This window comes from Abyssibacter sp. (assembly GCF_964229365.1).
In the GTDB taxonomy this organism is placed as follows: Bacteria; Pseudomonadota; Gammaproteobacteria; order Nevskiales; family OUC007; genus Abyssibacter.
This window is the reverse complement of sequence record NZ_CAXRDQ010000039.1, coordinates 1-23,764: the sequence shown is the minus strand read 5'-3', so window position 1 is coordinate 23,764 and position 23,764 is coordinate 1. Positions and strand designations below refer to the sequence as shown.

17 protein-coding genes are annotated in these 23,764 nt (G+C 63.9%); 10 read left to right on the top strand and 7 right to left on the bottom strand.

What is annotated here, in order from left to right; translation table 11 throughout:
- Window positions 1–51: 51 nt before the first annotated feature.
- Window positions 52–1,377 carry a YhjD/YihY/BrkB family envelope integrity protein gene (locus ACE1EY_RS06155; RefSeq protein ID WP_291512626.1) on the top strand — a complete coding sequence of 442 codons (1,326 nt, stop codon included), beginning with the start codon at window positions 52–54 and terminating at the stop codon, window positions 1,375–1,377.
- Between the two features lie 10 nt (window positions 1,378–1,387).
- Here ACE1EY_RS06155 and ACE1EY_RS06150 read toward each other — a convergent pair whose 3' ends face one another.
- Both ACE1EY_RS06150 and ACE1EY_RS06145 read right to left on the bottom strand, forming a co-directional pair.
- Window positions 1,388–4,087 carry a fused MFS/spermidine synthase gene (locus tag ACE1EY_RS06150; RefSeq protein ID WP_370299714.1) on the bottom strand — a complete coding sequence of 900 codons (2,700 nt, stop codon included), beginning with the start codon at window positions 4,085–4,087 and terminating at the stop codon, window positions 1,388–1,390.
- 81 nt (window positions 4,088–4,168) lie between these two features.
- On the bottom strand, window positions 4,169–4,738 hold the full coding sequence (locus tag ACE1EY_RS06145; protein ID WP_291512628.1) for a DNA-3-methyladenine glycosylase I: 570 nt from the start codon (window positions 4,736–4,738) through the stop codon (window positions 4,169–4,171).
- A 170-nt stretch (window positions 4,739–4,908) separates the two neighbouring features.
- Here ACE1EY_RS06145 and ACE1EY_RS06140 point away from each other — a divergent pair, with 170 nt between their 5' ends.
- Window positions 4,909–5,496, top strand: a complete 588-nt coding sequence (locus ACE1EY_RS06140; RefSeq protein ID WP_291512629.1) for an HNH endonuclease — start codon at window positions 4,909–4,911, stop codon at window positions 5,494–5,496.
- A gap of 11 nt (window positions 5,497–5,507) precedes the next feature.
- Here ACE1EY_RS06140 and ACE1EY_RS06135 read toward each other — a convergent pair whose 3' ends face one another.
- Both ACE1EY_RS06135 and ACE1EY_RS06130 read right to left on the bottom strand, forming a co-directional pair.
- Window positions 5,508–5,810 carry a DUF2288 domain-containing protein gene (locus ACE1EY_RS06135; RefSeq protein WP_291512630.1) on the bottom strand — a complete coding sequence of 101 codons (303 nt, stop codon included), beginning with the start codon at window positions 5,808–5,810 and terminating at the stop codon, window positions 5,508–5,510.
- Complete coding sequence (locus ACE1EY_RS06130) at window positions 5,807–7,753, bottom strand: acetyl-CoA hydrolase/transferase C-terminal domain-containing protein (RefSeq protein ID WP_291512631.1); 1,947 nt, start codon at window positions 7,751–7,753, stop codon at window positions 5,807–5,809. The genes ACE1EY_RS06135 and ACE1EY_RS06130 overlap by 4 nt, the downstream gene beginning before the upstream one ends.
- 120 nt (window positions 7,754–7,873) lie before the next feature.
- On the opposite strand from ACE1EY_RS06130, the gene ACE1EY_RS06125 reads away from it, so the two are divergent.
- A complete protein-coding gene (locus tag ACE1EY_RS06125) occupies window positions 7,874–12,115 on the top strand; it encodes an Ig-like domain-containing protein (RefSeq protein WP_370299713.1) in 4,242 nt (1,413 codons plus the stop codon).
- On the opposite strand, the gene ACE1EY_RS06120 is transcribed toward ACE1EY_RS06125, so the two are convergent.
- Window positions 12,093–12,509 (bottom strand): hotdog fold thioesterase, encoded by a 417-nt coding sequence (locus tag ACE1EY_RS06120; RefSeq protein WP_291512633.1) that lies wholly within the window; start codon window positions 12,507–12,509, stop codon window positions 12,093–12,095. The genes ACE1EY_RS06125 and ACE1EY_RS06120 overlap by 23 nt on opposite strands.
- 40 nt (window positions 12,510–12,549) lie before the next feature.
- Between ACE1EY_RS06120 and ACE1EY_RS06115 the strand changes: the two genes are divergently transcribed.
- The 6 genes from ACE1EY_RS06115 (at window position 12,550) to ACE1EY_RS06090 (ending at window position 19,941) form a co-directional block, all read left to right on the top strand.
- A complete protein-coding gene (locus ACE1EY_RS06115) occupies window positions 12,550–13,107 on the top strand; it encodes an NnrU family protein (protein ID WP_291512634.1) in 558 nt (185 codons plus the stop codon).
- 134 nt (window positions 13,108–13,241) lie between these two features.
- Entirely contained in the window at window positions 13,242–14,330 is a 1,089-nt protein-coding gene (locus ACE1EY_RS06110) for a flavin reductase family protein (RefSeq protein ID WP_370299712.1), read from the top strand.
- 7 nt (window positions 14,331–14,337) lie between these two features.
- On the top strand, window positions 14,338–15,462 hold the full coding sequence (locus ACE1EY_RS06105; protein WP_291512635.1) for an acyl-CoA desaturase: 1,125 nt from the start codon (window positions 14,338–14,340) through the stop codon (window positions 15,460–15,462).
- 95 nt (window positions 15,463–15,557) lie between these two features.
- Window positions 15,558–17,171, top strand: a complete 1,614-nt coding sequence (locus tag ACE1EY_RS06100; RefSeq protein WP_370299711.1) for a peptide chain release factor 3 — start codon at window positions 15,558–15,560, stop codon at window positions 17,169–17,171.
- Between the two features lie 129 nt (window positions 17,172–17,300).
- The gene (locus ACE1EY_RS06095; protein WP_291515094.1) at window positions 17,301–18,464 is read left to right on the top strand and encodes a fatty acid desaturase; all 1,164 of its coding nucleotides are present in this window, start codon (window positions 17,301–17,303) and stop codon (window positions 18,462–18,464) included.
- A 55-nt stretch (window positions 18,465–18,519) separates the two neighbouring features.
- Complete coding sequence (locus ACE1EY_RS06090; RefSeq protein WP_370299710.1) at window positions 18,520–19,941, top strand: response regulator; 1,422 nt, start codon at window positions 18,520–18,522, stop codon at window positions 19,939–19,941.
- A 148-nt stretch (window positions 19,942–20,089) separates the two neighbouring features.
- Here the strand turns inward: ACE1EY_RS06090 and ACE1EY_RS06085 are convergent, their stop codons facing one another.
- Window positions 20,090–21,412: an MATE family efflux transporter gene (locus tag ACE1EY_RS06085; protein ID WP_291515092.1), complete on the bottom strand. Its 1,323-nt coding sequence runs from the start codon at window positions 21,410–21,412 to the stop codon at window positions 20,090–20,092.
- A 205-nt stretch (window positions 21,413–21,617) separates the two neighbouring features.
- On the opposite strand from ACE1EY_RS06085, the gene ACE1EY_RS06080 reads away from it, so the two are divergent.
- Entirely contained in the window at window positions 21,618–22,874 is a 1,257-nt protein-coding gene (locus ACE1EY_RS06080; protein ID WP_291515091.1) for a peptidoglycan-binding protein, read from the top strand.
- 54 nt (window positions 22,875–22,928) lie between these two features.
- Here the strand turns inward: ACE1EY_RS06080 and ACE1EY_RS06075 are convergent, their stop codons facing one another.
- Window positions 22,929–23,408: a cupin domain-containing protein gene (locus tag ACE1EY_RS06075; RefSeq protein WP_291515090.1), complete on the bottom strand. Its 480-nt coding sequence runs from the start codon at window positions 23,406–23,408 to the stop codon at window positions 22,929–22,931.
- Window positions 23,409–23,764: the final 356 nt, after the last annotated feature.

The window sequence follows — 23,764 nt, the reverse complement described above, 5'->3', positions numbered from 1 at the left end:
GGATGTCCACTGCTGCGCGTCCGATCACCGCCCGTTCGCGAAGGACTCGACATGCCTGAAAATCTGATTGACCGCATCCGTCAACAGCTCTGGCAGCCGATCAATCCGGCGTGGCCATGGTGGCGGCAACAACTCTGGCGTCTGGCGCAGCTGCTCGCGGCACTGGCGCGTGAGCTGTCTCGTGGCGAGTTGTCGATGCGGGCAATGAGCCTGGTCTACACCACCCTGCTGTCACTGGTCCCGCTGCTGGCGCTTGCTTTCTCTGTCCTCAAGGCACTGGGCGTCCACAATTCGATGGAGCCCGTGCTGCAGCGGGTGTTGGCGCCCTTGGGTGAGAAATCCGCAGAAATTACCGCCACCATCATCGGCTTTGTCGAGAACGTCGATGTCGGTGTGCTGGGATTCCTCGGCATTGCGATGTTGTTCTACACCGCGATATCGATGCTGCAAAAGGTCGAGGCCAGCTTCAATCGCATCTGGCGCATAGAGCGATCCCGGCCGCTGGCGCGCCGCTTTGGTGACTATCTGTCCGTGCTCATTGTCGGTCCCGTGCTGGTGTTCTCAGCCGTGGGGGTCACAGCGTCGGCATCCAGCAACGCTCTACTGGTGCATCTGTCGCATATCGAGCCGCTCGGCTTGATCATCACCTTCGCGGGTCGCTTGGTTCCGTATTTGCTGGTGATGGCGGCCTTCACATTCATGTATTCGTTTATTCCCAATACACGGGTGCGTCTGACATCGGCCTTGGGCGGCGGTGTGTTATCAGGCCTGCTTTGGGAAAGCGCGAGTCTGGCGTTTGCCGAATTCGCCACCGCCGTGCCCAGTTACAACGCTGTCTATTCGAGTTTCGCGATCCTGCTGTTTTTGCTGATCTGGCTTTATGTCGGATGGTTGATTCTGCTGGTGGGTTGCCAACTCGCGTTTCTGTTGCAGTACCCGAACTATGTGCGGCCGAGCACCACGGGCAGTTTCATCGGCAATCGCACCCGTGAGCATCTGGCGTTGCATGTCATGGGGATCATTGCGCGTCGCTTTGTCGCCGGCGAACCGCCGCTGCCGGTCAGTGAGCTGGCGAATGAAACCGGCGAGCGGCCGGAGGCGGTTTACTCGGTCGTGGACCGTCTGCTCGCAGCCAGCGTGTTGGTGGAGGTGGAGGCGCCTGCCCTGGGCCTGCTGCCCGCGCGTGATCTGGATGCCATGTCTTTGTCGGAGATCATCGAAACCGTCCGGTCCGATCGCGCAGATGAGCCGGATGCCGCTGAGCGCCAGTCGATTCAGGGACCGGTGCGCCGTGAAATCCGTCAGTACGAGGGGGCGATCCGCGAAGCGCTGGGTGACAAGACCATTCGCGATCTGGTGATCCGGCGGCCGGACTAGACGATCGTCGTCACCAGCAGCGGAATGCGAACCGTGCTGGTCCGGCGATGCGTTTGGCCTCGTCACGCTGACCCGCACGGCAGGCGGCGTAGACCGCCAGTTCCCGCGATCGCTCGACGTCGAAGGCCAGTGCATCCAGAAAGTGCATCTTCGCCTTCCGCGGCTCACGGCGTGCAAGGCTGCCCACGCCCTGATGAAACGCTTGCTGTCCCCGCGCCGCATCGCCATCCGGCGTCAATGTGTCCATTGCCGCGATCCGTTGTTCATTCCAACCACTGCCAAGGCCCCACAGCACGGGGGTGATCAGGTCCGTATCCAGCAGGCCGTCGATCAAGGCGATGGGCGCATCGTGGATAAAGCCGTTGAGTATCGGTTGCCAGTCCCAGAGTTCCGCGACCGCCTGAATCTGTTCCGCCGACAGCGTGTTGGCGACCCAGGCCGAGGCGAAGAAGCGGCGTCGCGCTTCGGATGGCGAGGCCCAGTTGGCGTAGGCCAACAGTTCTTCGGCGTCGGGATTGCGAAGGCGTAGACGGCCGGGGTGGTGGTCGGTGAGCGCCGGGGTGTCGCCGACCCAGTCGCGTAGCTGCTGCGCATCGGCAAGAAAGCCTGTCCACAGCATGGCCGGCGACTCGACTCCGGTGCGCCGCAGTTGGTACAGCGACGATCGCTGATCCCAGAGAGCGTCATTGAATGCGGGCTTGGCCGGCGCGGCGATCAAGATCCAGTTGTAGTGACTGCCGGCGGCGAGAAAACAGTGTTCGAAGGCATCGCAGAACGCAGCCGTGATGGCCTTTGCGGACGCCGGCGAGAGTTGATCGACCGGCAACCAGTACGTGGCGACACCCTGTGGCGCGAGCCGCTGGCGCATCTGCTGAAAATAGTCGCGGGTGTACAGATTGACGACGCTCGCCATGCGCGGCGGAGGGGGCTCGCCGGTGATGACGTCGTACTGCGCTTCCACGGCGGCGAGATAGAACCGGCCATCGGTGACGTGCCGCTGCGCGCGCGCATCGTCCAGCGGGTCGAGATTGTGGATCTGGCTCGCCAGCGAGAAGGATTCCGGCGAGATGTCGACAATGTCGACGCGGCCCAGGCGTTGGTCCGACAGCAAGGCCTTGGCCGTGGTACCGAGACCGTAGGAAATCAGCAGACTGTCGACCGGCTGCGATTGCAGCGCCAGCGACCACCAGGCAAACAGCGACATGTAGCGTTCGGAATCGCGGGCGGTGCTGCTCATCGAGTACCGATTGGTGACCAGACGCCAGGTGTTCGGCTCACCGAGAAAGTCAGAGCGCAGCAATTGCAGCGTCTCGTTGCGACCGTGTTCTATGGCCACGCGCTGGCTGTCATCGAGGGTCTGATAGGGCCGGGCGGCCGCAGCAACCTGACCGTCGACAAGCGCCGGGATGCTGCGTATTCCCATGGCCGCCACGGCCAGGCCCAGCACCGGAGTCACCAACTGCAGTTTGGATCGGCGCGCCAGCGCGGCCACCAGGGCCAGGACGACCAGACCGAGCGCTAGAAAGATCGCGGCGTTGGCGGGGCCCTGCGCGGGCAGCAGCCAGCTGCCCGCGAGCCCGGCGCCTAACGCGGCGCCGGCCGCATTTGCCGCGAGCAGCTGGGCGGTGGCGGGGCCGTTGTAGAGGTTGACCTGACGCAGGCGTTCGGCGATCAGCGTCAGCAACGCGCCAGAGCAAAGACTGGCAGGCAGAAACAGGCCCGGTAGTGCCAAACCCCAGCGCGCCATCGGATGCTCTAGATGCGCGCCCAGGCTCGCCAGCCCGATGCCCGACAACCACGCCGCCGCGGCCGCCACGGCAAGCAGGCTGATCGCGTTCGTCGACCTTGGGTCGCGTTCAGTCCACAGCGCTGCCCCACGGCTGCCGAGTGCGAGGCCGGCCAGCACGCAGGCAACCGCCAGCGCGAGCGTGCGTGTGGTGCCGGCGGTTTGCAGGCTGATCACCCGAAAACCGACGACCTCGATGGCTAGCATCGCGGCGCCGATGCCGGCCGCCATGAGCAGCAACGTCCAAGGCGCGAGTGTGACGGGTTGCCGCGGCGGTTCGTATCGCAGGTCGCGCAGCGGCCAGACCAATGCCGCCGATGCCAGTATCAGCAACAGTGCGACAGCCGCGCTGATCGGCAGGCCCAGCAGGGGAATCAGCAGGCACTCGCCGAGCACCAGGCCGAGTACGCCACCCAGAGTATTGGCGGCATAGAGGCGGCCGAGCAGTGGGCCGAGACGGGGGGCATCGCCCCAGACACAGGTGAGCAGCGGCAAGCCAACGCCCATGGCCAGGGCGGGCAGTAGCAACAGGCCGACGCTGAGCCAGAAGCGCAGGGACTGAAGTAGCAGGTGACGATCGAGCAACGGCTGCAGCCAGCCAGCTAACGTGGTCTCGCCGACGCTGAGCAACAGAATGACGAGGGCGCCAGACACCGCCACCAGCGTTTCGGCGAGCACGAAGCCGCGTGCTGGATGCCGAATGCGGTGCGTGAGCCACACACAAAGCGTGGCGCCGAGGGCGAGGCCGAGCATGAATGCCGCCAGCGTCGCGGCGCCAGCGAGGACCGTGTTGCCTAGCGCCCAGCCCAGCTGCCGGAACCAGATGGCTTCGAGCAGCAAGGCGCCGGCGCCGGAGCACAACAGCGCAGTCTGCAGCCGATTCAGCGCGTGGCCGGGTAGGGTTTCCTGGGTTTGATCTAGCAAACTGCGGTGAGTCCTGAGGGGGGCTCTTGGGGCAACCGCCGCGTGTTCGCTGTCCCCCGACCAGACGAACGCTGGAAAGGATCAGCTTTCGTGGCGGCGAAAGCAATCGGCGCTGTGGTCATTCACCAGCCCGGCGGCCTGCATGTGCGCGTAGACAATGGTGCTGCCGACAAACTTGAACCCGCGTTTTTTCAGATCTTTCGACAAGGCATCCGATTCCGGGCTGGTTGCGCGATAGTCCTCATGCCGCTTCGGCGGTGGTCGCGTCGGCGCGTTTTCGACGAATGCCCAGATGTAGTTCGAAAACTGACCGAACTCCGACTGGACCTCCAGAAAGCGCGCCGCGTTGTTGATCGCTGCCCGAATCTTCAACTTGTTGCGGATGATCCCGGCGTCGGCCAGCAGGCGTGCCTCGTCCTCGTCGTCGAAATTCGCGACCACCGCGGGATCGAAGCCGGCAAATGCCCGGCGGTAGTTATCCCGTTTGCGAAGCACCGTGTACCAGGAAAGGCCCGCCTGGGCGGCCTCCAGGGTCAGAAACTCGAACTGGCGCTGATCGTCGTGGACGGGCACGCCCCACTCTTCATCGTGGTAGGCGACATAGTCCGGCTTGCTGAGGTCGACCCAGGGACAGCGTGGACGATCATTCATGGCTTCTTTACCTTGCGCGAAAGTGGCAAATCCTTGCCAGTTCAAGGATAGTTCCGCAAGCGGTAACGGACCGTCGGTTTTGTCAACGCGGCGTCATGTCGCGGAGATAGCGTTGGATGGCCCGAGCGGGCCGCGTGCTCACTAAGTGTTTCCCTAGAGGAGATCGAACGGTGAACGACCAGCAGATCCACCCATTGATCCTGAAACTGGATGTCGGCGGCATTCCGCTGGATTGGGTGCACTGGGAGTATGCCGCGACGCTTTATTGCAACGAAAAGGTCGCCTGGGAAGGTGGTGCCGAGCGCATCCGCATTCGTGGCGGCACCAACCGTGAAACAGGGCGCCGGTCGTTCCTGGAACTGGACACGATCATTGCCGTCAATGACAGTCGCGGTGGCCGATTGATGTCGCTGGTGCCGCCGCTGACCAATCGGGCGTTGTTTCAGCGCGACGGTCATATCTGCATGTACTGCGGTCTGCGGTTCCGCCATTCCGAGCTCACCCGGGACCATGTGGTTCCGACCTCGCGCGGCGGCCCGGATGACTGGACCAACTGCGTCACCGCCTGCGGCTCCTGCAACCGGCACAAGAGCAACCGTACCCCGGAGGAGGCCGGACGCCCGTTGCTGGCGATCCCCTACGCGCCGAATCGAGCGGAATATCTCATCCTGTCGAATCGACGCATTCTCGGGGATCAGCAGGCGTTTCTGGAGCAGTTCGTCACCAAGCGCAATCGCGGGCAGCTCGTCGCCGCGTAACCCGGCCGTGTTTATGCGGATGGCTGGACCGCCTGCACCAGCACCCAGGGTTTGACCACCACTGCCCAGACGCTGGCATCCGTCTCCACCCAGGCGAGCGCCTGCTCGTCGCTCACCGGCCCGAACTGCTGCTCGGCGATCAAGGTTTCGATCACGGCCTTGTCGTCAGTCGCGATGCGGGCAGCAACGTCGACCAGATCCACGCCCGGTGCGACGGCAAAGGCTTGACCGGTGGCGAAAAAACGTTGCAGTTCTGTCCAGGGCATTTTTGCCGTCTGGGTGGCCAGTTCGGCCTGCATGTCTTCGAATGTCATCGTTGGTCCAGTCCGGGGCGCAATGCGCGTTCGCCTTGTTGCAGCACATCCAGCAGTTCGCGGGCGAGCAGTCGCGCCGCGATTCGATTCTGTAGCGAATCCGGTGCCGCCAGGCCCACGCGCTGCAACAACTGCCGCACCTGCGCGCTGGGTGCGCCCGTGCGCCAGGCCTTGGCGGCCAACGTCACCGGGTGATGTGCGGCCTGCAAGGCTTTGAGTTGCGAGAGCGCGACGGCCAGCACCTCCTCGTCGTTGGTCCAGTCGGTTGGCAGGGGGAAATACGGCAGCAGGCCACCCGCCCGAGCCGGGTCCAGCCAGCTGGCCAGTGCCTCCGGCGTGTTCTGCCGGTGCGCGGGCGGGATGACGTAGTCGGCCTCGATTTTTCCGGCCGATTTGGCCCGCGCCAGCAGCTTGGCCTGGAAGCGCGAATCGGTCACGTTGAGCAGGCGGGCGATCACATCGCGATCCGTTGCGCCACGCAGGTCGGCGACACCGTATTCCGTGATCAGGATGTCGCGCAGATGGCGCGGGATGGTCGTATGCGGGTACTCCCACACGATGTTCGATTCGGCATTCTTGCCCTCGCCCCGCACCGCCTTGACGAGCAGGATGGAGCGGCCACCGTCCAGCGCATGGGCCTGGGCGACGAAGTTGTACTGGCCGCCAACGCCGGACAGCACGCGGTGATTGTCCAGCGCGTCGGAGACGACGGCGCCGGTGAGGGTGCATTTGAGCCCGGTGTTAATGAACCGGGCGTCCGTGCGCTGTAGGCGATCCAGTTCTTCGGACCCATAAAGCTGATTGATCCGCCCGACAGAGGTCATGTGGAACTGACGGCGTTCGTCTAGCGGCATGCTGGCCAGACGGTCGTAAAAGCAGCGTGGCCCGAGGAAAAAACCGCCGTGGAGCCGTTGCGCCTGTTCGTCGTCGCTAATGGCTTCGCCAGCGTTGATGGCGCGCTGGCGGTTAATGTCATCGACAACGCAACGCTTCAGCACACCCGCGTCGTACAGGGCCAGGAAGCCATCGACGAACATCTCGGTGGCGCCGTACAGGCCGATCTCGAAGGGCTCGGTCCCGCCGATCTGGTTCGCCACTGCGGCGGGGACCCCGACCAGCTCGCGCCAGGCGGCGTTGCGTTGATGACGCATACCGAGTGCGTGGGCCACCGTGTCGCCCAACGCGCCGATGCCGAGTTGAATCGTGCCGCCGTCCGGAACCAGCGTGCTCGCGTGCAGACCGATGGCGTGATCGGCCAGGGTAACCGGCTGTTTGGGCACTGCGAACAGGCTTTGCCGCGGGGTCGGGCGGCGGATCAGAACATCGAATTCGGCATGCGACTGCTCGCTGTCGCCCGGCATGTAGGGCAGTTCGTCATGCAGCTCGCCGACCACCGCGATGGGCCAGCGCGCCCGGGCCGCCGGCACCACATCCAGGCTGACATCCGGGTTGCAGCTCAGGCTCACGCGCTCGGCGGCCGGGTCGGGGTGTGGCGCCACCAGCTGGGCGAACACATTGGCACCGGCATCCAGCATGTCGCGGGCGACGAAGGTGTAGTTGGTGCTGATGTAGTTCTGTTGCGCGTTGGCGTTGGTCAGCTGCGAGCCGGCCTGAAAGAAGAACTCGCGCACGGTGACGTTGCCAGGTAGTGCGCCGCGGTCGCGGTCCAGCAGGTAGTCCAGGTCTTCGCAGCCGCCCATCACCCGATCGAACATGGGGTTGACGAATTGGCCGGCCAGGCCGGACACCCGGGGACGATTGAGCGACAACGCGGTGAAGATGACCAGGTTGTAGTCAGGGTCGCGCTTGGCTCGAGCGTATAGCGCGTTGATAAAGCCCACCGGTTTCCCAAGCCCGAGCGGTACGCCGAGGACGATTTGCTTGCCGACCTTGTCGACCACGGTATCGATGGCCGTGTTGAAGCTCTGGGTCAGGGTTGTCATGCGGGGTCAATGGACTGGGCGAATCAGCAGGCATGATAGTCAGTCGTGCGCCGCGCTGCGGGGCCACGGTATTCTTGCGAACGGCTTTTTATGGGGATCAGGGTGAGCGGACATAACGTAGTGGCGCGATTGGCATTCTTGGTTTGCCTGCTGATCCCGGGGGGGCTTAATGCCGCCGGCGTGGTCACCGAATGCACGCAGACTGCGTTGGTCGCTGCACTGGAAGGTGGGGGCGACGTCAGCTTTGATTGCGGCGGGAATGAAATCGAACTCTCCACGGAGCTCGATCTCGCCGAGACCGAGGTGTCGATCGATGGGGCAACGGATCAAGGTCCGCTGCGTCTTGTGGCGGCGCCCGGGACGGCCACGCGGCTTATCCGTATTCGTAATTCTGCCACCGTGTCACTACGCAACTTGGCCCTTGTGGGCGGAAGTGCAGACGAAGAAGGGGGAGCGATCCGGAACTTCGGGACGCTGACCCTGCAAGCGGTCGCCATCCGCGACAGTGTCGCGGGATCGCTCGGCGGCGGCATTGCCAATTTCGGCGTGCTGTCGGCCACCGATATCAGTCTGATCGGTAACCGCGCCGGGTCGGTGGGTGGTGGGCTCTACAACAGCGGCGTGGCCGAGATCGCGCGCGCCACGGTGGCGGACAATGCCTCCGAGGGGGTTGGTGGCGCCATTGCCAATATCGGTCGCCTCGCGCTGGTGAACGCGACCGTTACGGGAAACCAGACGGCTGCGATCGGTGCCATCTTCATCAATCGGGAATCCAGTGCCGGCTCGCAACTGTCCCACGTCACCCTTGTCAACAATCGGCTGAGCGACGAGACCGCAGCCGGAACCGCCGGTCTGTTTGTCGACGCGGAGGGTTCTCTCGCGATACGGAATACCGTTATCACGGGCAACGGTGCGGGTGACCAGTGCTTTCTGCCGGGGGCAATCACTCAGGTCGTCACGAGTTATTCCTCGGATGAATCCTGTGGAGGATTCGAGGTGGCCGCAGCCGAGGCGCTGGGGTTGGTGGCAGCCGAAACCCGGCTCTCCGAGAGCGGCTTCAGCCACATCGTATACACGCCGGCGCTTCCCACCGTCCTGCTGGATGCCGGGGATGATGCCGTCTGCGGCGAAGCGCTGGTCGCCGCAGTCGACCAGTTGGGGCAGGCTCGACCATCGTCGGAAGCCTGCGACGTCGGCGCCATCGAACTGGATGTCTCCCGGCCGGTCGTCGATCTCAATGGCGATGCTGCCGGCAAGAATGCCAGCGCGGCATACGCGGAAGGGGCCGGTGAACAGACCTTGGTGCCGGATGCCGTTGTCACGGGAGGTGACTTGGCATTGGTGCAGGCGCTGCGGGTTCAGCTCGACGTGGTCCAGGATGCTGCGGCCGAATCGCTGGCTGTCGACGTTGGCGCAACGGGACTCACGGCAAATTACGACGGCACCGCAGGCCGGCTGGACATCACCGGTGATGCCGCTCCGGAGGACTACACCGCTGTGCTGACCAGTCTGAGCTACCAGTACACTGGCGAGATTCTCGGCGATCCTGACCGCCTCATCAGCGTGCAGGCCTTCGGAGAGACGCTTGATTCCTCCGTCAGCACCATCGCATTCCGGCTGGAACCGATCAACGACGACCCGATCGCGTCGGACGACGCCTTCGCGACCCCGGCGGACCAGGTGTTGACCGTGGCCGAACCCGGCCTGCTGAGCAATGACAGCGACGCGGATGCGCAAACGCTTACCGCCTCGGCGCCAGCGGTGTCGGAGGGCGGTGCGGCGGTCGTGGTCGGTAGTGACGGCCGCTTGTCCTTTGACCCAACCTCGGTTTATGCCGGACTCGCGGACGGTGTTGTCGCGGAAGACGGGTTCGACTACTTCGTCTCAGATGGTGCCGGCGGCAGCGACCAGGGCCGGGTGGTGATCACGGTGACCGGCGTCAACGATCCGCCTGTCGCGACCGATGATCGCTTTGTGCTCACCGAGGACGGCGTGGTGACCAGTCCTGCACCCGGAGTGCTCGCCAATGACATCGACCCGGATAGCGGCGACAGTCTCACCGTTGTCCGTGTCGATGAGACGACCAGTTCCGGGCTTGCCGTTAGCGTCGCCACGGATGGCGCAGTCGTCTTCGATCCGAGTGGCTCGGCACAAGTCCAGGGCTTGCGCCAAGGTCAGGTGCAACTCGAAACCGTGGCCTACACCGTCGCGGACAACGCCGGATTGCAGGCCACCGGGCAGCTTCGCTTCGACATCCAGGGTCGCAACGACGCACCGGTGGCCGTCGCGCTGGGCCAGGAGCGTCTGTTCGTCGATGAGGCGGCCAGCCTGTCGATCGCCGCGGCGTTCACCGATGCCGATGCCGGCGATGTGCTGACCTACACCGCGCCCGGCCTGCCAAGCTCCTTGGCGCTGGGTACGACCAGCGGGGTGATCAGTGGCACGCCGACCGAAAGTGACGTCGGGCGCTATGCGCTCAACGTGTCGGCATTCGACGAGGCCGGAGACTCGGCGACATCACAGCTCGTGCTCGTGATCGAGCGTGTTGGCAACGATGCGCCGCTGATCGTCGCGCCGGTGGAGGATCTGAGCCTCGACGAAGGGGAGGAATGGACGCTGGTGCTCAGCGAGATCTTCGAAGATCCGGACGGTGATGCGCTGACCTATGCGGCCACCGGGCTGCCGGCTGGTCTCACGCTCACCGGTGACAGCATCGCCGGTGCTGCGGAACTGGGAACGGCCGGATCCTACAACGTAGTACTGACGGCGACGGATCCGTTCGATGAGGGCACGGATACGGCGTTCAGCCTGACCATCACCGAGCCGGAGCGCGATCTTGCGGTGACAGTCCAGGCAGAGCGCGCCGTGGCCGCGCCGGAGGTGCCGTTCCAGTGGAGCGCCACCGTGTCGAATCCTGGCGGCAGCCTGGCCGGTGGCACGCTGACGCTGCGTATCAGCGGCGCCGGGCTGTCGGTTCCGGTTCCGGACGGCTGCACTCGAAGCGTTGCGGTTTCGGTGGTAACGCTGGACTGCGTTCTCGAAACCTTGGCGGCTGGCGATCAGCAGACGGTGGCCATTGAGTCGGAGGCGGATCGCGCCGGCGGCGTCTGGTTGCAGGCCAGCGTGGGCGAGCCCGCCACCGATGTGAATCCGGATGACAATGTCGCCTCGATCGGGGTGGTCGTCACCGACCTGCTGGCCGAAATTCCTGGCGCAGAGTTCGAGGTTGTCGACGGCACGCGGCTTGCCGTGCTGGATGCCGATGGCGACGGGGCGCTGGATATCGCCGTGGGCACCGGCGCAGGCCGCGCCACCCGCCTGTTTGTGCAGACCGCTGACAAGGCCTTCGCAGCCGCCGGCAGCCTGGGCGACGTCGGTGACGTGCGCGCCTTGCTGGCCGGCAACTTCGACGGCCAGGCGGGCGAAGATATTGTTGTCGTCAATGCTAGTGGCGGCCATGCGCTATATGGCAACACGGGCAATGGCGCGTTTGCCCTGGCACCGAACGATCTGGGTGACGGTCCGGCCCTGGATGCGCTGGCCACCGACCTGGACGAAGACGGTGTGGCCGACATCGTGATTCTCGAGTCGGATGCCGTGCCGCGCGTCTACTTCTCCGAGGGTGGTGACGGCTTCTTCACGGCGACGCTGGAGCCGGCCGAGGCGTTGTCACTGGGACTTGCGGATATCGACGGGGATGGTCGGCCGGAGCCGGTGTTCGGCGTGGCAGAGGGCGATGTCTTTCAGCCCACCATCGGTCGACGCAGTTTTGGTGCTCGCCTGTCCTTGCCGACCGCGGGGGTGACCCACTGGTTGGGCGCCGATTTCGACGGCGATGAGGATGGCGATCTGCTTGCCGCCCGGCCGGAGATGGCGATGGGTTCGCCCAGGGCACCTGAACTGCGCCTGTTGCGCAGCCAGCCGCGGAACGTCGTCGAGCAGGACGCACGGGTTGATCTGGGTTTGACCCGCCGTCTCGCGGCGGCCGACCTGGATGCAGACGGCGACATGGATGCAGTGAACGCCAGCCCGAACGGTGTCGTGCAGCTATACCGCAACGATGGCAACGGCCGGCTGCTGGTCCACAGCATGGCGATCGAAGCCGATGCCATCGATCTGGTGTTGGCTGACATGGATCGGGACGGCGACAGCGATCTGGTGCTGCTCACCGACGCCGGTGTCGTGCAGGTTTGGTTCAATCAGGGCGGGCTCGAATTCTCCGATACGGTCGGCTCGCCAGACCGGCTGCACTCCGATGACAGCAGTGGTTCGTTCGGGCTCTGGGCGCTCTGGGCGCTGCTGGCGGCCGGTGTCCTGCGTGTCCGCAGGGCCGGGCGCGTCAGTCGATCAGCGAGACCGTAAGCCGGCAAAGGCAGGTGGGCTTGCCGGCCTCGTTGCGCAGGGTGATCTGCCAGACGTGGATTCGGCGGCCTTCATGGGCCAGCACCGCCTCGCCCGTGACCAGCGTGCCCTTGGGGGCGGGGCGAACGTGGTTGGCATTCACTTCCAGCCCGACCGCGCGCTTACCGGTTTCGGCAGCGACAAGCGCCGAGCCTATGGAACCCAAGGTTTCCGCCAGCACCACGCTGGCCCCGCCATGCAGAATTCCGTAGGGCTGCACGTTCTTATCGGAGACCGGCATCGTCCCGACAATCCGCCCGCGCTCGGCTTCGGTGACCTCCACCCCGAGCAGTTCGTTAATGGTTCCAACCGAGGTTTTCCGCAGGGCATCGAGCGAGTAGTCTGGCGCGTCCATCGTGAGGGGTGCTCCATTCGGGGCAATAGGGGAGAACGGAATGATTGCATTGTTGATCGGGCTCGTCGTGTTTCTCGGCGTGCATCTCGTGCCCACCCGCCCGGCATTGCGTGGTGGCTTGCAAGACCGGCTGGGGCAGGGCGGCTATAAGGGGCTGTTCTCGATCGTCGCCGCAATTGGCCTCGTGCTCATCATTTGGGGCAAGGCCGAGGCCCCCTTCATCGCCATCTGGAATCCGCCTGTCTGGACGCGCCATGTTCCCCTGGCGCTCATGCCTATCGCGCTGATCCTCCTGGTTGCGGCGTACGTACCGAACAATCTGCGTCGGGTGGTCAAGCATCCGATGCTGGCGGCGGTGAAGCTGTGGGCGCTGGTGCATTTGCTCGCCAACGGTGATCTCGCGTCGATGCTGCTGTTCGCGGCGTTTCTGGCCTTCGCCGTGGTCGACGTGATCTCCGCAAAAAAACGCGCCACCGCGCCGGTTCGCCCGCGGGTGAATCCGATGCTGGATGTGCTCACCGTGATCATCGGCCTCGTGGCCTATATGGGCCTGATGCATGCACACGGGCATTTGTTTGGCGTGCCGGTGATCGCCTAGCGCTTCGGCGTTTCCCCTACCGCGGCGCTGGTGCGCCGGTTTCTCCCTAGTCCATCCCTACGGCCCGTAGCGGGGCCGGGATGCGCTGCGGTCGATGAATTGACAAGTGTATATACAACTGTATATTCGCGGTCATGAATTCAGCTGCCGCTCTTCCGAAACCCGCTTGGCCGCAACGGCTGGCCCGCGCGTTCGCATTTCCGCGGACGACACGGGATTACACCTCGCTGGTGGCACCGCGGCTGACCAAGGCGGATCGGGCCGGGGCGCGGTTTACCGCGCGGGTGATCGACGCGACCACCGAGGCGACTGGCACACGCTCCCTGACCCTGCGGCCAGGCCGCGGTTGGCGCGGTCACCGTGCCGGGCAATTCGTCACCCTGTACGTGAACATCGACGGCGTCTGGCGGCCGCGTTGTTACTCCATCAGCTCCGATGACCGAGTTCAGAAGACCATTCGCCTGACGGTGCACGCAGCATCGGATGCCGGTGTCTCGCGGTATCTGGTCGATACCTTGGCCGCGGGTGCGTGGGTGCAGATCAGCCCGGCGGCGGGCGATTTCGTGTTGAACGACATCGCCGCCCCCCGGCTGTTCCTGAGCGCGGGCAGCGGGGTCACGCCGATCATGGGCATGCTCGCTTCCGGTGCTGCAGACAGCGGCGAGATTTGCCATCTGCACTATGCACGTCATCGCGATGACGTCATCTTCGCCGACGCGCTACGGGCGATGGCCGCGGCCCGGCCCGGCTATCATTACTGTGAGCAGCTCACCGGAGACGGTGCCCCTCACCTCGACCGCCACACGCTCGATCGGTTATGTCCGGACTGGCGGGATCGCGAGACCTGGCTGTGCGGCCCTGAGCGCATGCTAGGCACCGCCGAAGCGCTTTGGACCGAGGCCGGCGTACGTGACCGCCTGCATATCGAGCGGTTTTCTCTGCCAATGGTGGATGATTCCGCTGTCGGTGGTGGTGAGGTCGAGTTCGTTGCCAGCGGACGCAGCGCCGTGGCCCGGCCGGGTGCGGCGCTGTTACAGGTTGCCGAGCAGGCCGGTCTGAATCCCGCCTACGGATGCCGGATGGGCATCTGCCACAGCTGCGATTGCCAGCTACGCTCTGGTGCCGTGCGTGATCTGCGCACGGGCAAGCTGACCCAAACGCCCGGCGTTCTGATCCAGCCCTGTGTGAACGCAGCGGTTGGCCCCGTTTCCCTGGACCTCTAGGCCATCGATGATTCCCTCACATCTCACTGAAGCGGACCTGCATGCGATTGGCGAGCGACTGGACGCCATCGGGGCACGGGAGCGGGCTTCGCTGGGGCAGGCGGATCGCGCCTACATCCTGCGCCTGATTCGGGCGCAGAAACTGCTCGCAATCGGCGGTCGACTGGGGATTTTTGCGTCGCTGGCCTGGTTGCCGGCCGCGCTGGGCAGCTGGCCGATGTTCTGGGTCGTGCTGTGTCTGGGCGTCGGCGCTCTGGCGCTGGCGAAAATCCTGGAGAACATGGAGATCGGCCACAACGTCATCCACGGTCAGTGGGACTGGATGAACGACCCGGCAATCCACTCTTCCACCTGGGAGTGGGACCACGCCTGCCCGGCGCGACAATGGAAGCACACGCATAATGTGGTGCACCACACTTGGACCAACGTGCTGGGCATGGATCGCGACATCGGCTACGGCATGATGCGCGTGACCGAACGCCAGCGCTGGCATCCGTTCTATCTCTTCCAGCCGCTCTGGCTTGTGGTGATGGCCGTTTATTTCGACTGGTTCATCGCCCTGCACGACCTCGAGATCCCTCGGGTGCTCAAGGGCCAGCGCAACAAGGCCGAAGCCCGAGCCATTCTGCGTGAGGCAGGCGCCAAGACCGGGCGTCAGGCGCTGAAGGATTTCGTGCTGTGGCCGTTGCTGGCCGGGCCGTTCTTCCTGATCGTGCTCGCTGCGAATTTCGCGGCCAACGTGTTGCGCAACATCTGGACCTTCGCGGTGATTTTCTGCGGGCATTTTCCCGAAGGCGTGTCGCATTTCAGCAAGTCCATTGTTGCCGGCGAGTCACGCGGGGCCTGGTATGTGCGTCAGATGCTCGGGTCTTGCAACATTCGTGGCGGCCGCCTGATGCACCTGCTCACCGGCAACCTGTCGCATCAGATCGAGCATCATCTGTTTCCCGATCTGCCCAGCAATCACTACGTGCGCGTTGCGCCGGAGGTGCGCGCGCTTTGCGAGCAGTATGGACTGGCGTACAACAGTCGCCCGTTCATTCGCCAGTTTGGCAGTGTCCTTTGGAAGCTGCTGCGGCTGACATTTCCCAGTGGCAAGCGACCGCGCCGGCGGGCTGTCGCCGCCGGCTAGGCTGCCGCTGGCGCGTCCTTCGGCCGCTGCGACGTTTCGACCGGGGCCCGGTCTAGCCGCTACAATCCGCGGCCCTTTATCCAGCAGTTCCGATCATGTCCGGCAGTCCTGCCAATCTGCGCGCAGAAGCCGAGCGCCGACGCACGTTCGCCATCATCTCGCATCCCGATGCGGGCAAGACCACCGTCACTGAAAAGCTGCTGCTGTTCGGCGGTGCCATTCAGCTGGCCGGAACGGTCAAGGGGCGCAAGGCCGCGCGGCATGCGACCTCCGACTGGATGAAGATGGAGCAGGAACGCGGCATTTCCATCACCACCTCCGTCATGCAGTTTCCGTATCGTGATTGCATGATGAATCTGCTGGACACGCCGGGGCATGAAGACTTCTCGGAGGACACCTATCGCACCTTGACGGCGGTGGACTCGGCACTGATGGTCATCGACTCAGCCAAGGGTGTCGAGGCGCGGACCATCAAGCTGATGGAGGTCTGCCGCATGCGGACCACGCCCATCATCACCTTTATCAACAAGCTCGACCGTGATGGCCGTGAACCGATGGAGTTGCTCGACGAGGTCGAGGATGTCCTCCAGATCGCCTGTGCGCCGGTCACCTGGCCGTTGGGTATGGGACGAGACTTCGCTGGCGTTTATCACCTGCTCGAAGACCGCTTCTACCTGTACGACGGTCCGAAAGAACGGATCAGCGATATCGAGACCATCGAGGGCTTGCGGGCCGAAGGCATGGCCGAACGTTTCGGCTCGATCTACCAGACCTTGCTGGAAGAGATCGAACTCGTCTCGGCGGCCGGGCATGGTTTCGATCTGGAGCTTTATCGCGCCGGTGAGCTGACACCGGTGTTCTTCGGTGCGGCGATCTCGAATTTTGGCGTGCGCGAACTGCTGAACGGATTCGCCGACTGGGCGCCGCCACCGCTGCCGCGTGAGGCCACGGTGGGCGAGGCCGAGCCGGAATCAGTGGTGCCGACGCACGGCGAACTCACCGGCTTCGTGTTCAAGATTCAGGCGAACATGGATCCGCGCCACCGCGACCGCATCGCCTTCATGCGGGTCTGCTCGGGCAAGTACACGCCGGGTATGCAATTGCACAGCGTGCGCCAGGGCAAGGCCGTGCGCATTTCCGACGCGGTGACGTTCATGGCCTCCGACCGTGGGGCCGCACGAGAGGCTTGGCCGGGTGACATTATCGGCCTGCATAACCACGGCACGATTTCCATCGGGGATTCGTTTTCGGAAGGCACGGCGATGATCTACAGCGGTGTGCCGAACTTTGCGCCGGAACTGTTCCAGCGTGTGGTGTTGGCCGATCCGCTCAAGGCGAAGGCGCTCAACAAGGGGCTGGATCAGCTCTGCGAGGAGGGCGCGACCCAGGTCTTTCGCCCGAAGAGCAACAACGATGTGATTCTGGGCGCGGTGGGGGTGCTGCAGTTCGACGTGGTTCGTCAGCGGCTGGCGGACGAATACGGCGTGAACTGCAAGTACGATCAGGCGCCGGTGGCGACCGCTCGTTGGGTTACAGCGGCCGATCCGTCGATACTGAAAGACTTCCTTAACAAGAATGTGTCTAGAATCGCAGTGGATCACGCAGGCGCGCATGTTTATCTCGCGAACTCCCGCGTGAATCTTCAGCTCACGGAAGAGCGGTGGCCCGGCATCCGGTTCGCATCGACTCGTGAGCACGGAACGAACTGAGTAGCACGGCAGTAAACGTGCTGGTTGGTTCGGGGCACCAAACTTGCCTGTCTGACGATGGCAGGTCCCTACCGGTGCGCGGCACGCTGCAACAGGGCGGTGGCCGGGGACAGACAAACGACGAGACTCATGGCTGAACTGACGTACGACAAGAAATTCACTCCCGCCAGTGTGGGCGCGATGCTCGGCTTCTTCGGCGTGCATATCGCGGCGCTGGGTGCCTTTTTTACCGGCATTTCCACGACGGACATCGTGGTCTGCGTCACCCTGTACTGGGTGCGCATCTTCGCCATCGGCGCCGGCTATCACCGCTTTTTCGCGCATCGCTCTTACAAGACCGGTCGCGTGTTCCAGTTCATGCTCGGATTCGTGGCGCAGTCGACCGCGCAGTCCGGACTGATCTGGTGGGCATCGAAGCACCGCGATCATCATCGCTACTCCGATACCGCGAAGGACATGCACAGCCCGCGGCAGTATGGGTTCTGGTTCTCCCATATGGGCTGGATCTGGAACAACCAGGCCCAGGATGCGAACTACGATAACGTGCAGGATCTGACCAAGTTCCCTGAGCTGGTCTGGCTGGACAACAACCGGTTCATGCCCGCCATCGTGCTGGGTGTGGCCGTGTTGGCGCTGTTCGGTTGGTCCGGCCTGTGGTTCGGGTTCTTCTTCTCCACGGTGCTGGTCTATCACTCGACGTTCACGATCAATTCGCTTTGCCACGTCTGGGGCAGGCAGCGTTATTTGACCGGCGACGATTCGCGCAACAACGCCGTGCTGGCCTTCCTGACCATGGGCGAGGGCTGGCACAACAACCATCACTACTTCATGTCCAGCACCCGCCAGGGCTTCCGCTGGTATGAGTGGGACCCGACGTTCTACATCCTCAAAATGCTGTCGTGGGTGGGGGTCGTCTGGGATCTCAAGCAGCCGCCAAAGCATGTGCTCGCCGGCGAGCGCAAGCTGTCCTCCGAGCTTAAGGACCGGGTGGCGGCGCAGCTGGCCGCCACATTCTGCGCGGACACGCTCACCGACAGCGTGCATGCCCGGTTGACGAAAAGCGGCATCGCCGTCGAGGACTTCAAGCGCAATCTGGCTGCCCGTATCGACCGCGGTAGGGACGCGATCCAGCACTTCGAGTTGCCCGAGCTGCCCGAGTTGCCATCGGTGGACGAAGTGCGCGCGCGGGCACACAAGATGTTCGCGCGGTCGCCATCCATGGACGACATTGTGCTGCGCGCCCGGCTGATGCTGGGCGAGGCTGTCTCCACTCGGTTGGCGACACCGGCTTAGTTGCCTGCGGGCCGCCAGCAATCGTTGCTGGCGGCCTGATTTCGACACCACTTCGGTGTCTCGCGCCGCGGCCCGTGATGCCCGTCCGCCGATGTATGCTGCGGCCATGCAGAAACGAGTGGATTCCACCGCGAGTTCTCAGGCGCCTGCGCAGCGCGGACCGCGCCGCGGATCCGGTCCATCTGGCGAGGATTCAGCAGACCGCGATCAGCTTCTGGTGGTCGACGACAGCGCGTCTGACCGCCTGCTGATTCGCCGTATGCTGGCCGATGGTGCGACCGTCGGCCTTAAGCTTGTCGAGGCGGAAACCGCGCAGGATGCCCTGGAGTTGCTGCGCAGTCACCGTGTCGCTTGCATGGTGATCGATCAGGGGCTGCCAGATATGACGGGCCTGGACCTGCTCAACATGCTCGCCAACATCGAACCAGTCGGTTTGGTGCTGATCTCCGGCGGGATGGACGTCGCGTTATCCCGCGATGCGATTCGGCAGGGCGCGCACGACGTGCTGGCCAAGGACGACCTGGACCCTGCCCGTCTGTCGCTATCAATTCACGCGGCCGTTGGCAGCGCGCGAGTCCGTGCGCAGATGGCCGAACACGCGCAGCGGCTGGAGTTGTTCTTCGCCTTGGCTGATGAGTGTCGCGACTATCTGTTTGTTGTCGACATGAGCACCGGCTATATCGTCGAGGCCAATATCGAGGTCCGCAGGATCACGGGCACCGATCGACCCGAGGTCCACCGCGGGTCGCTTAACGCGCAACGTCTGTTTGCGGCCGGGCCGGTTGGCTGGCAGCGGCTTCGGGCATCGATCGAGTACTACGGGCACGCGACCGTGGAGCTCGAGATGTTTAATGGGCCCGGACGACGGATGCCCATCGAGATTCGGGCACGTCGCGTCACCTACGGTCCGCGTCAGTACATCATCTGCGTGGGGCGCGAGGTGTCACGTGAGCGGGGTTTGGCGAGGGAGGTGATTCGCCTGCGAGATCCGGACCTGGAGACCGGGCTGCCCTCCGCGGATGCCTTCCAGGCCGAGTTGGACCGTTGCTGGAACTGGGCGATGAACGATGACACCGCGCTGGTGTTGATCGTGCTCGCGATGGCGGACATTGCAGGGCAAGCAGGCGAGGCCACGCCCGATCGGTTGGTGCAGGTGGGGCAGGCGTTGCTGGGGACGGTGCGGCGCTCGAATGAATTTGTCGGGCGGCTGGAGGACGGCCGGTTCGCGGTGATCGCAACCGGTGGAGACGAAGTTGCCGCTCGGGGCTTGGCGGACCGCCTCCGTGGGCAGGTGCGCACCGCAAGCATTCATGACCCACGGTCTCCGGTCGGTCACTCCCTGGTCAATGCGGGCATCGCGGTCGGCAAGCCTAGCGACTTGGGCAGCGTGTCCGAATTCATTGATCTGGCTCAGCGCGCGCTGCAAATCGCACGGTCTGACGAAAACCCCTCCGCTGTGCACCTGATCGCTGTCTGAAACACGGCCCGTTCCATACGGATTGCGCCTGAAAACAGGCCATGCGGCATCACTCGCCGCTCATTCGGAATGACCAACTTCACTTCTCGCGCTTTGCCTGGCCCGTTTTCAGGCAGCAGCTTGGCGGCGTGCATAGATCAGTGTTTTCTTAGACACGCGAATGACGCCAGCCACCCCGTTGCCAAAGCCAGATGAACAGACCGGTCTGCAGGCCGCGCCAAACGAACATCGCCAGCCAGATCGCGATCAGGCCGTATTGCAGGATGGGTCCGAGGACATAGACCACGGGCAGGAATAGCAGCCACTGCAAGCCGACCGCGACAAACATCACGCTGCGGCTGGCACCGACGCCCAACAGCGCCTGCATCAGAATGATTCCGGCTCCGTCGATGATCAGCCCTACGCCAAACAGCTGCAGCGGGATCTTGCCAAGCTCGACCAATGCAGCTTCGTCGAGAAATACGCCTAGCAACAGCCTCGGGACGACGCACATCGGCAGCCCCAGCAAGGCCAGCCACAAACAGCCGATGCGAATCACATCCCAGGCCCAGCGCTGCGCGTCGTCGGCATCCTTGCGGCCCAGCGACTGGCCGGCCAGCGTCCCGGCCGCCAGCCCGAAGCCAATGGCCGGGAGAATGGCGACCAGCATCACGTTGATCAGCACCGTGGAAACGGCCAGCTCCGGCGTTCCGACCTGCCCGATCATCCAGAACAGCACCGCAAACCCGGCGGCGAATAGCGACTGCTGTAGCGAGTTCGGCAGGGCCAGTCGAATCAGGCGTGCGAAATCACCGGGTTGCCCTCGTTCGTGCAGAAAGCCGCGTCGCTGTGCGTGACGCCAAGCCACGGTCAGGTAGATTCCCGTGCCGATCCACACAGCGAGGCTCGTGCCGATGCCCGCTCCGAGCGCGCCGAGTTCCGGCAGACCGAGTTTGCCGAAGATCAGGCAATAGCTGATCGGCACGTTCAGAATATGGGTCGTCACCAGCGTGCGCAGATAGACCTGGGTGTGGCCGACGCCGCTCCAGAAGCCGCGGAAGCAGAAGTTGGCGCCGATCGCCACGACCCCCACCAGGCGCCCCTGCCAATACGCGGTGCCCTCTCCGACGACCGCGGGGTCATCGACCAGCGTGGCGACGATCATCGGCGCAAACCACCAGAGCAGGATCGACAGCGGCAAACCGGCTGCCAGGGCAAGCAACAGGCCGTTGTTTAGCGGCACGGCCGATTCGTCGTCCCGGCCTTCTCCTACACGTCGTGCCGACGTCGCCTGGACGCCAGCCGACAACCCCATGATCGCGCCCACCGCCATGAAATTCAGGAAGCCCGCCAGTCCCACGCCCGCAAGTGCCGCTGCGCCGAGGCGACCGACCATGGCGATATCGATCAAATTGAGGATGTTTTGCGACGTCATCCCGCCGATGATCGGCCAGGCTAGCCGCAGGATGATCCGCCGTCGGTCAGCGGTCATGTGGAGCAATGCGACGAGCCTTCGACGGCTACCAAGGCGGTGACACGAGCGTGTGCCCTAGGGCTGATTCGCGCGGCATTCACGAAAATTTTCCAGGTGTCTCGGGGAATTAACGAAGCGTTCACGTGAACAACGAGATAATCAGCGCCGGTCCGCGTACGATTTGTAATCGACGCATGCGGTTAGCCGTCTTCAGGGAGTAACAATGAATCGTAACGCAGGTCTGCTGGTAGTCGTGTCCGCGACTGCCTTGTTCACAGCATGTGCATCCAATCCGTTTGCCTCGTCTACCGGCGATGACGCTGACGTGGCGGCGTTGGAGCGCGAACTCGCCGCCGAGCGCGCCGCCAATCGGTCGTTGTCGGCCGAACTGGATCAGGAGCGCCAGAGCCGGGTGGTACCGCCGCAGATGCCGCCAGCTAGCCGCGATCCCGATCTGGAGCGTGAGTTGGCCACACAGCGGGCCCGCAATCAGGCGCTGGCTCAAGAGTTGGAAGCGCAACGCCGCGTCCAGGCTCAGCAGGCCGAAACCGCGCGCCGCTACGCGGAGCAGCCGTCGCCAGCCGTGCAGACCAGCAGTCCGGTCGGTGGCAACGAAATGCTGCCCCCCAACCCCAAGCCAGGCGAGTGCTATGCCCGCGTCGTCACGCCACCCAAGTACGAGGAGCGTGACGAGCGCGTCCTGGTCAAGCCATCCGGTGAGCAGATCGATGTGATTCCTGCGCGCTACGAGTGGGCGGAGCAACGCGTCGTGATTCAGGAAGCCGGGGAAAAGATCGTCGAGGTGTCACCGCCGGTCTACCGCACGGTCGAGGAGCGCATCCTGGTCAAGCCTGCGACCGAAAAGGTCGATACCGTCCCGGCCGTCTACAAGACTGTCACCGAGCGTCAGCTCGTGCGGCCGGCTTATACGACATGGAAGAAGGGCCGGGGTCCGATCGAGAAGCTAGACGAATCCACTGGCGAAATTCTCTGCCTGGTTGAAGTGCCCGCCGAATACAAGAATGTGGAAAAACGCGTTCTCGTGACACCGGCAACCACGCGCAAGATCACGATTCCTGCCGAATACACCACAGTGCGCAAGAAGGTGCTTGAGCGCCCGGCTGAGGTGAGGAAGGTGGCAACGCCGGCCGAGTACGAGACCGTGCGTGTCCGACGCCTGGTCGAGCCGTCTCGCGAGATTCGCAAGACGATCCCCGCCGAGTACGACACGGTGACCAAGTCGGTGAAGGTGACCGATTCCAAGATCGCCTGGCGTTCGATTCTCTGTGAAACCAACACCACGCCGGGTGTCGTGCGCAAGTTGCAGCAGGCGCTGGATACCCGCGGTTACAACCCGGGTCCGATTGATGGGCGCATTGGTCAGCAGACCATGGCGGCGGTCAGTCGTTTCCAGCGTGACAACGGGCTGTCCTCGGGCGGACTGACCATGGAAACCATCCGCCGTCTGGGCGTGATGTAGGGTCGCGCAGCGACACGAAAAAGCCGGGCAACTGCCCGGCTTTTTCATGCCTGATTACTTGCCGCCCATGGTCGGATGCTGAATCTGTGCGATCTCGACGAGGTCGGGTGGATGCCCGGTGCGTCGATAGATGCGCTTGCCCTGGCGCGGATAGTCGCCTGCGTCGAACGCCAGCCGTTGCCCGGCCACCAGGCAGCGCAACGTGTCTGATCCGGTGTTGCGCATGCTGTGCGGCAGCCCGCCGGCGCGGTAGCCGATAAAGTCGCCGGCCTCGACCGCGTAACGCTTGTCGCCGATGTCCACGTCGGCCGTTCCGGCCAGCACATAAACGCATTCGTCCTCATCTGAATGCACGTGGAACTCCGTGGACTCAGCGCCGGGCGGAATCTCGATCAGATGGACACCCAGCCCGGTGAGCCCCGTGAGGTCGCCCAAGGATTTGTTGATCCGTCGTGCGTTGGCGTTCAGGAAATGAGTCTTGTCGGTTCCGGCCAGTGTCTCGATTTCGCTGCGCTTGATGATGTATCCGTTCATTTAAGGAACCACTGAGTTATTCACGCCGCCAATTTGCCGCCTGACAACAGGCCAGGCAAGGCGCGAGAAGTGAAGTTTGGTCATTCCAGATGAGCGACGAGGACCCATTCGCCGGGAGCGAATTGAAACCGCCGAAGGCGGGCCCGCAGGGGGAGGCGCATGCACGCGCCTACTAACGCCGCATGGCCTGGTGTCAGGCGCCATCCGTACGGAACGGGCCGGTTTTCCCTCAAGCCTGCGTTGCGAAGCGCGTCCATGCGCTTCGCCCTTCGGGCCGGCCTCCGGACGTCCGAATACGTTCCATACGCATTCGTGTCGTTCGCTAATTTGGAATGACCAAACCGCGCTCACTCCGC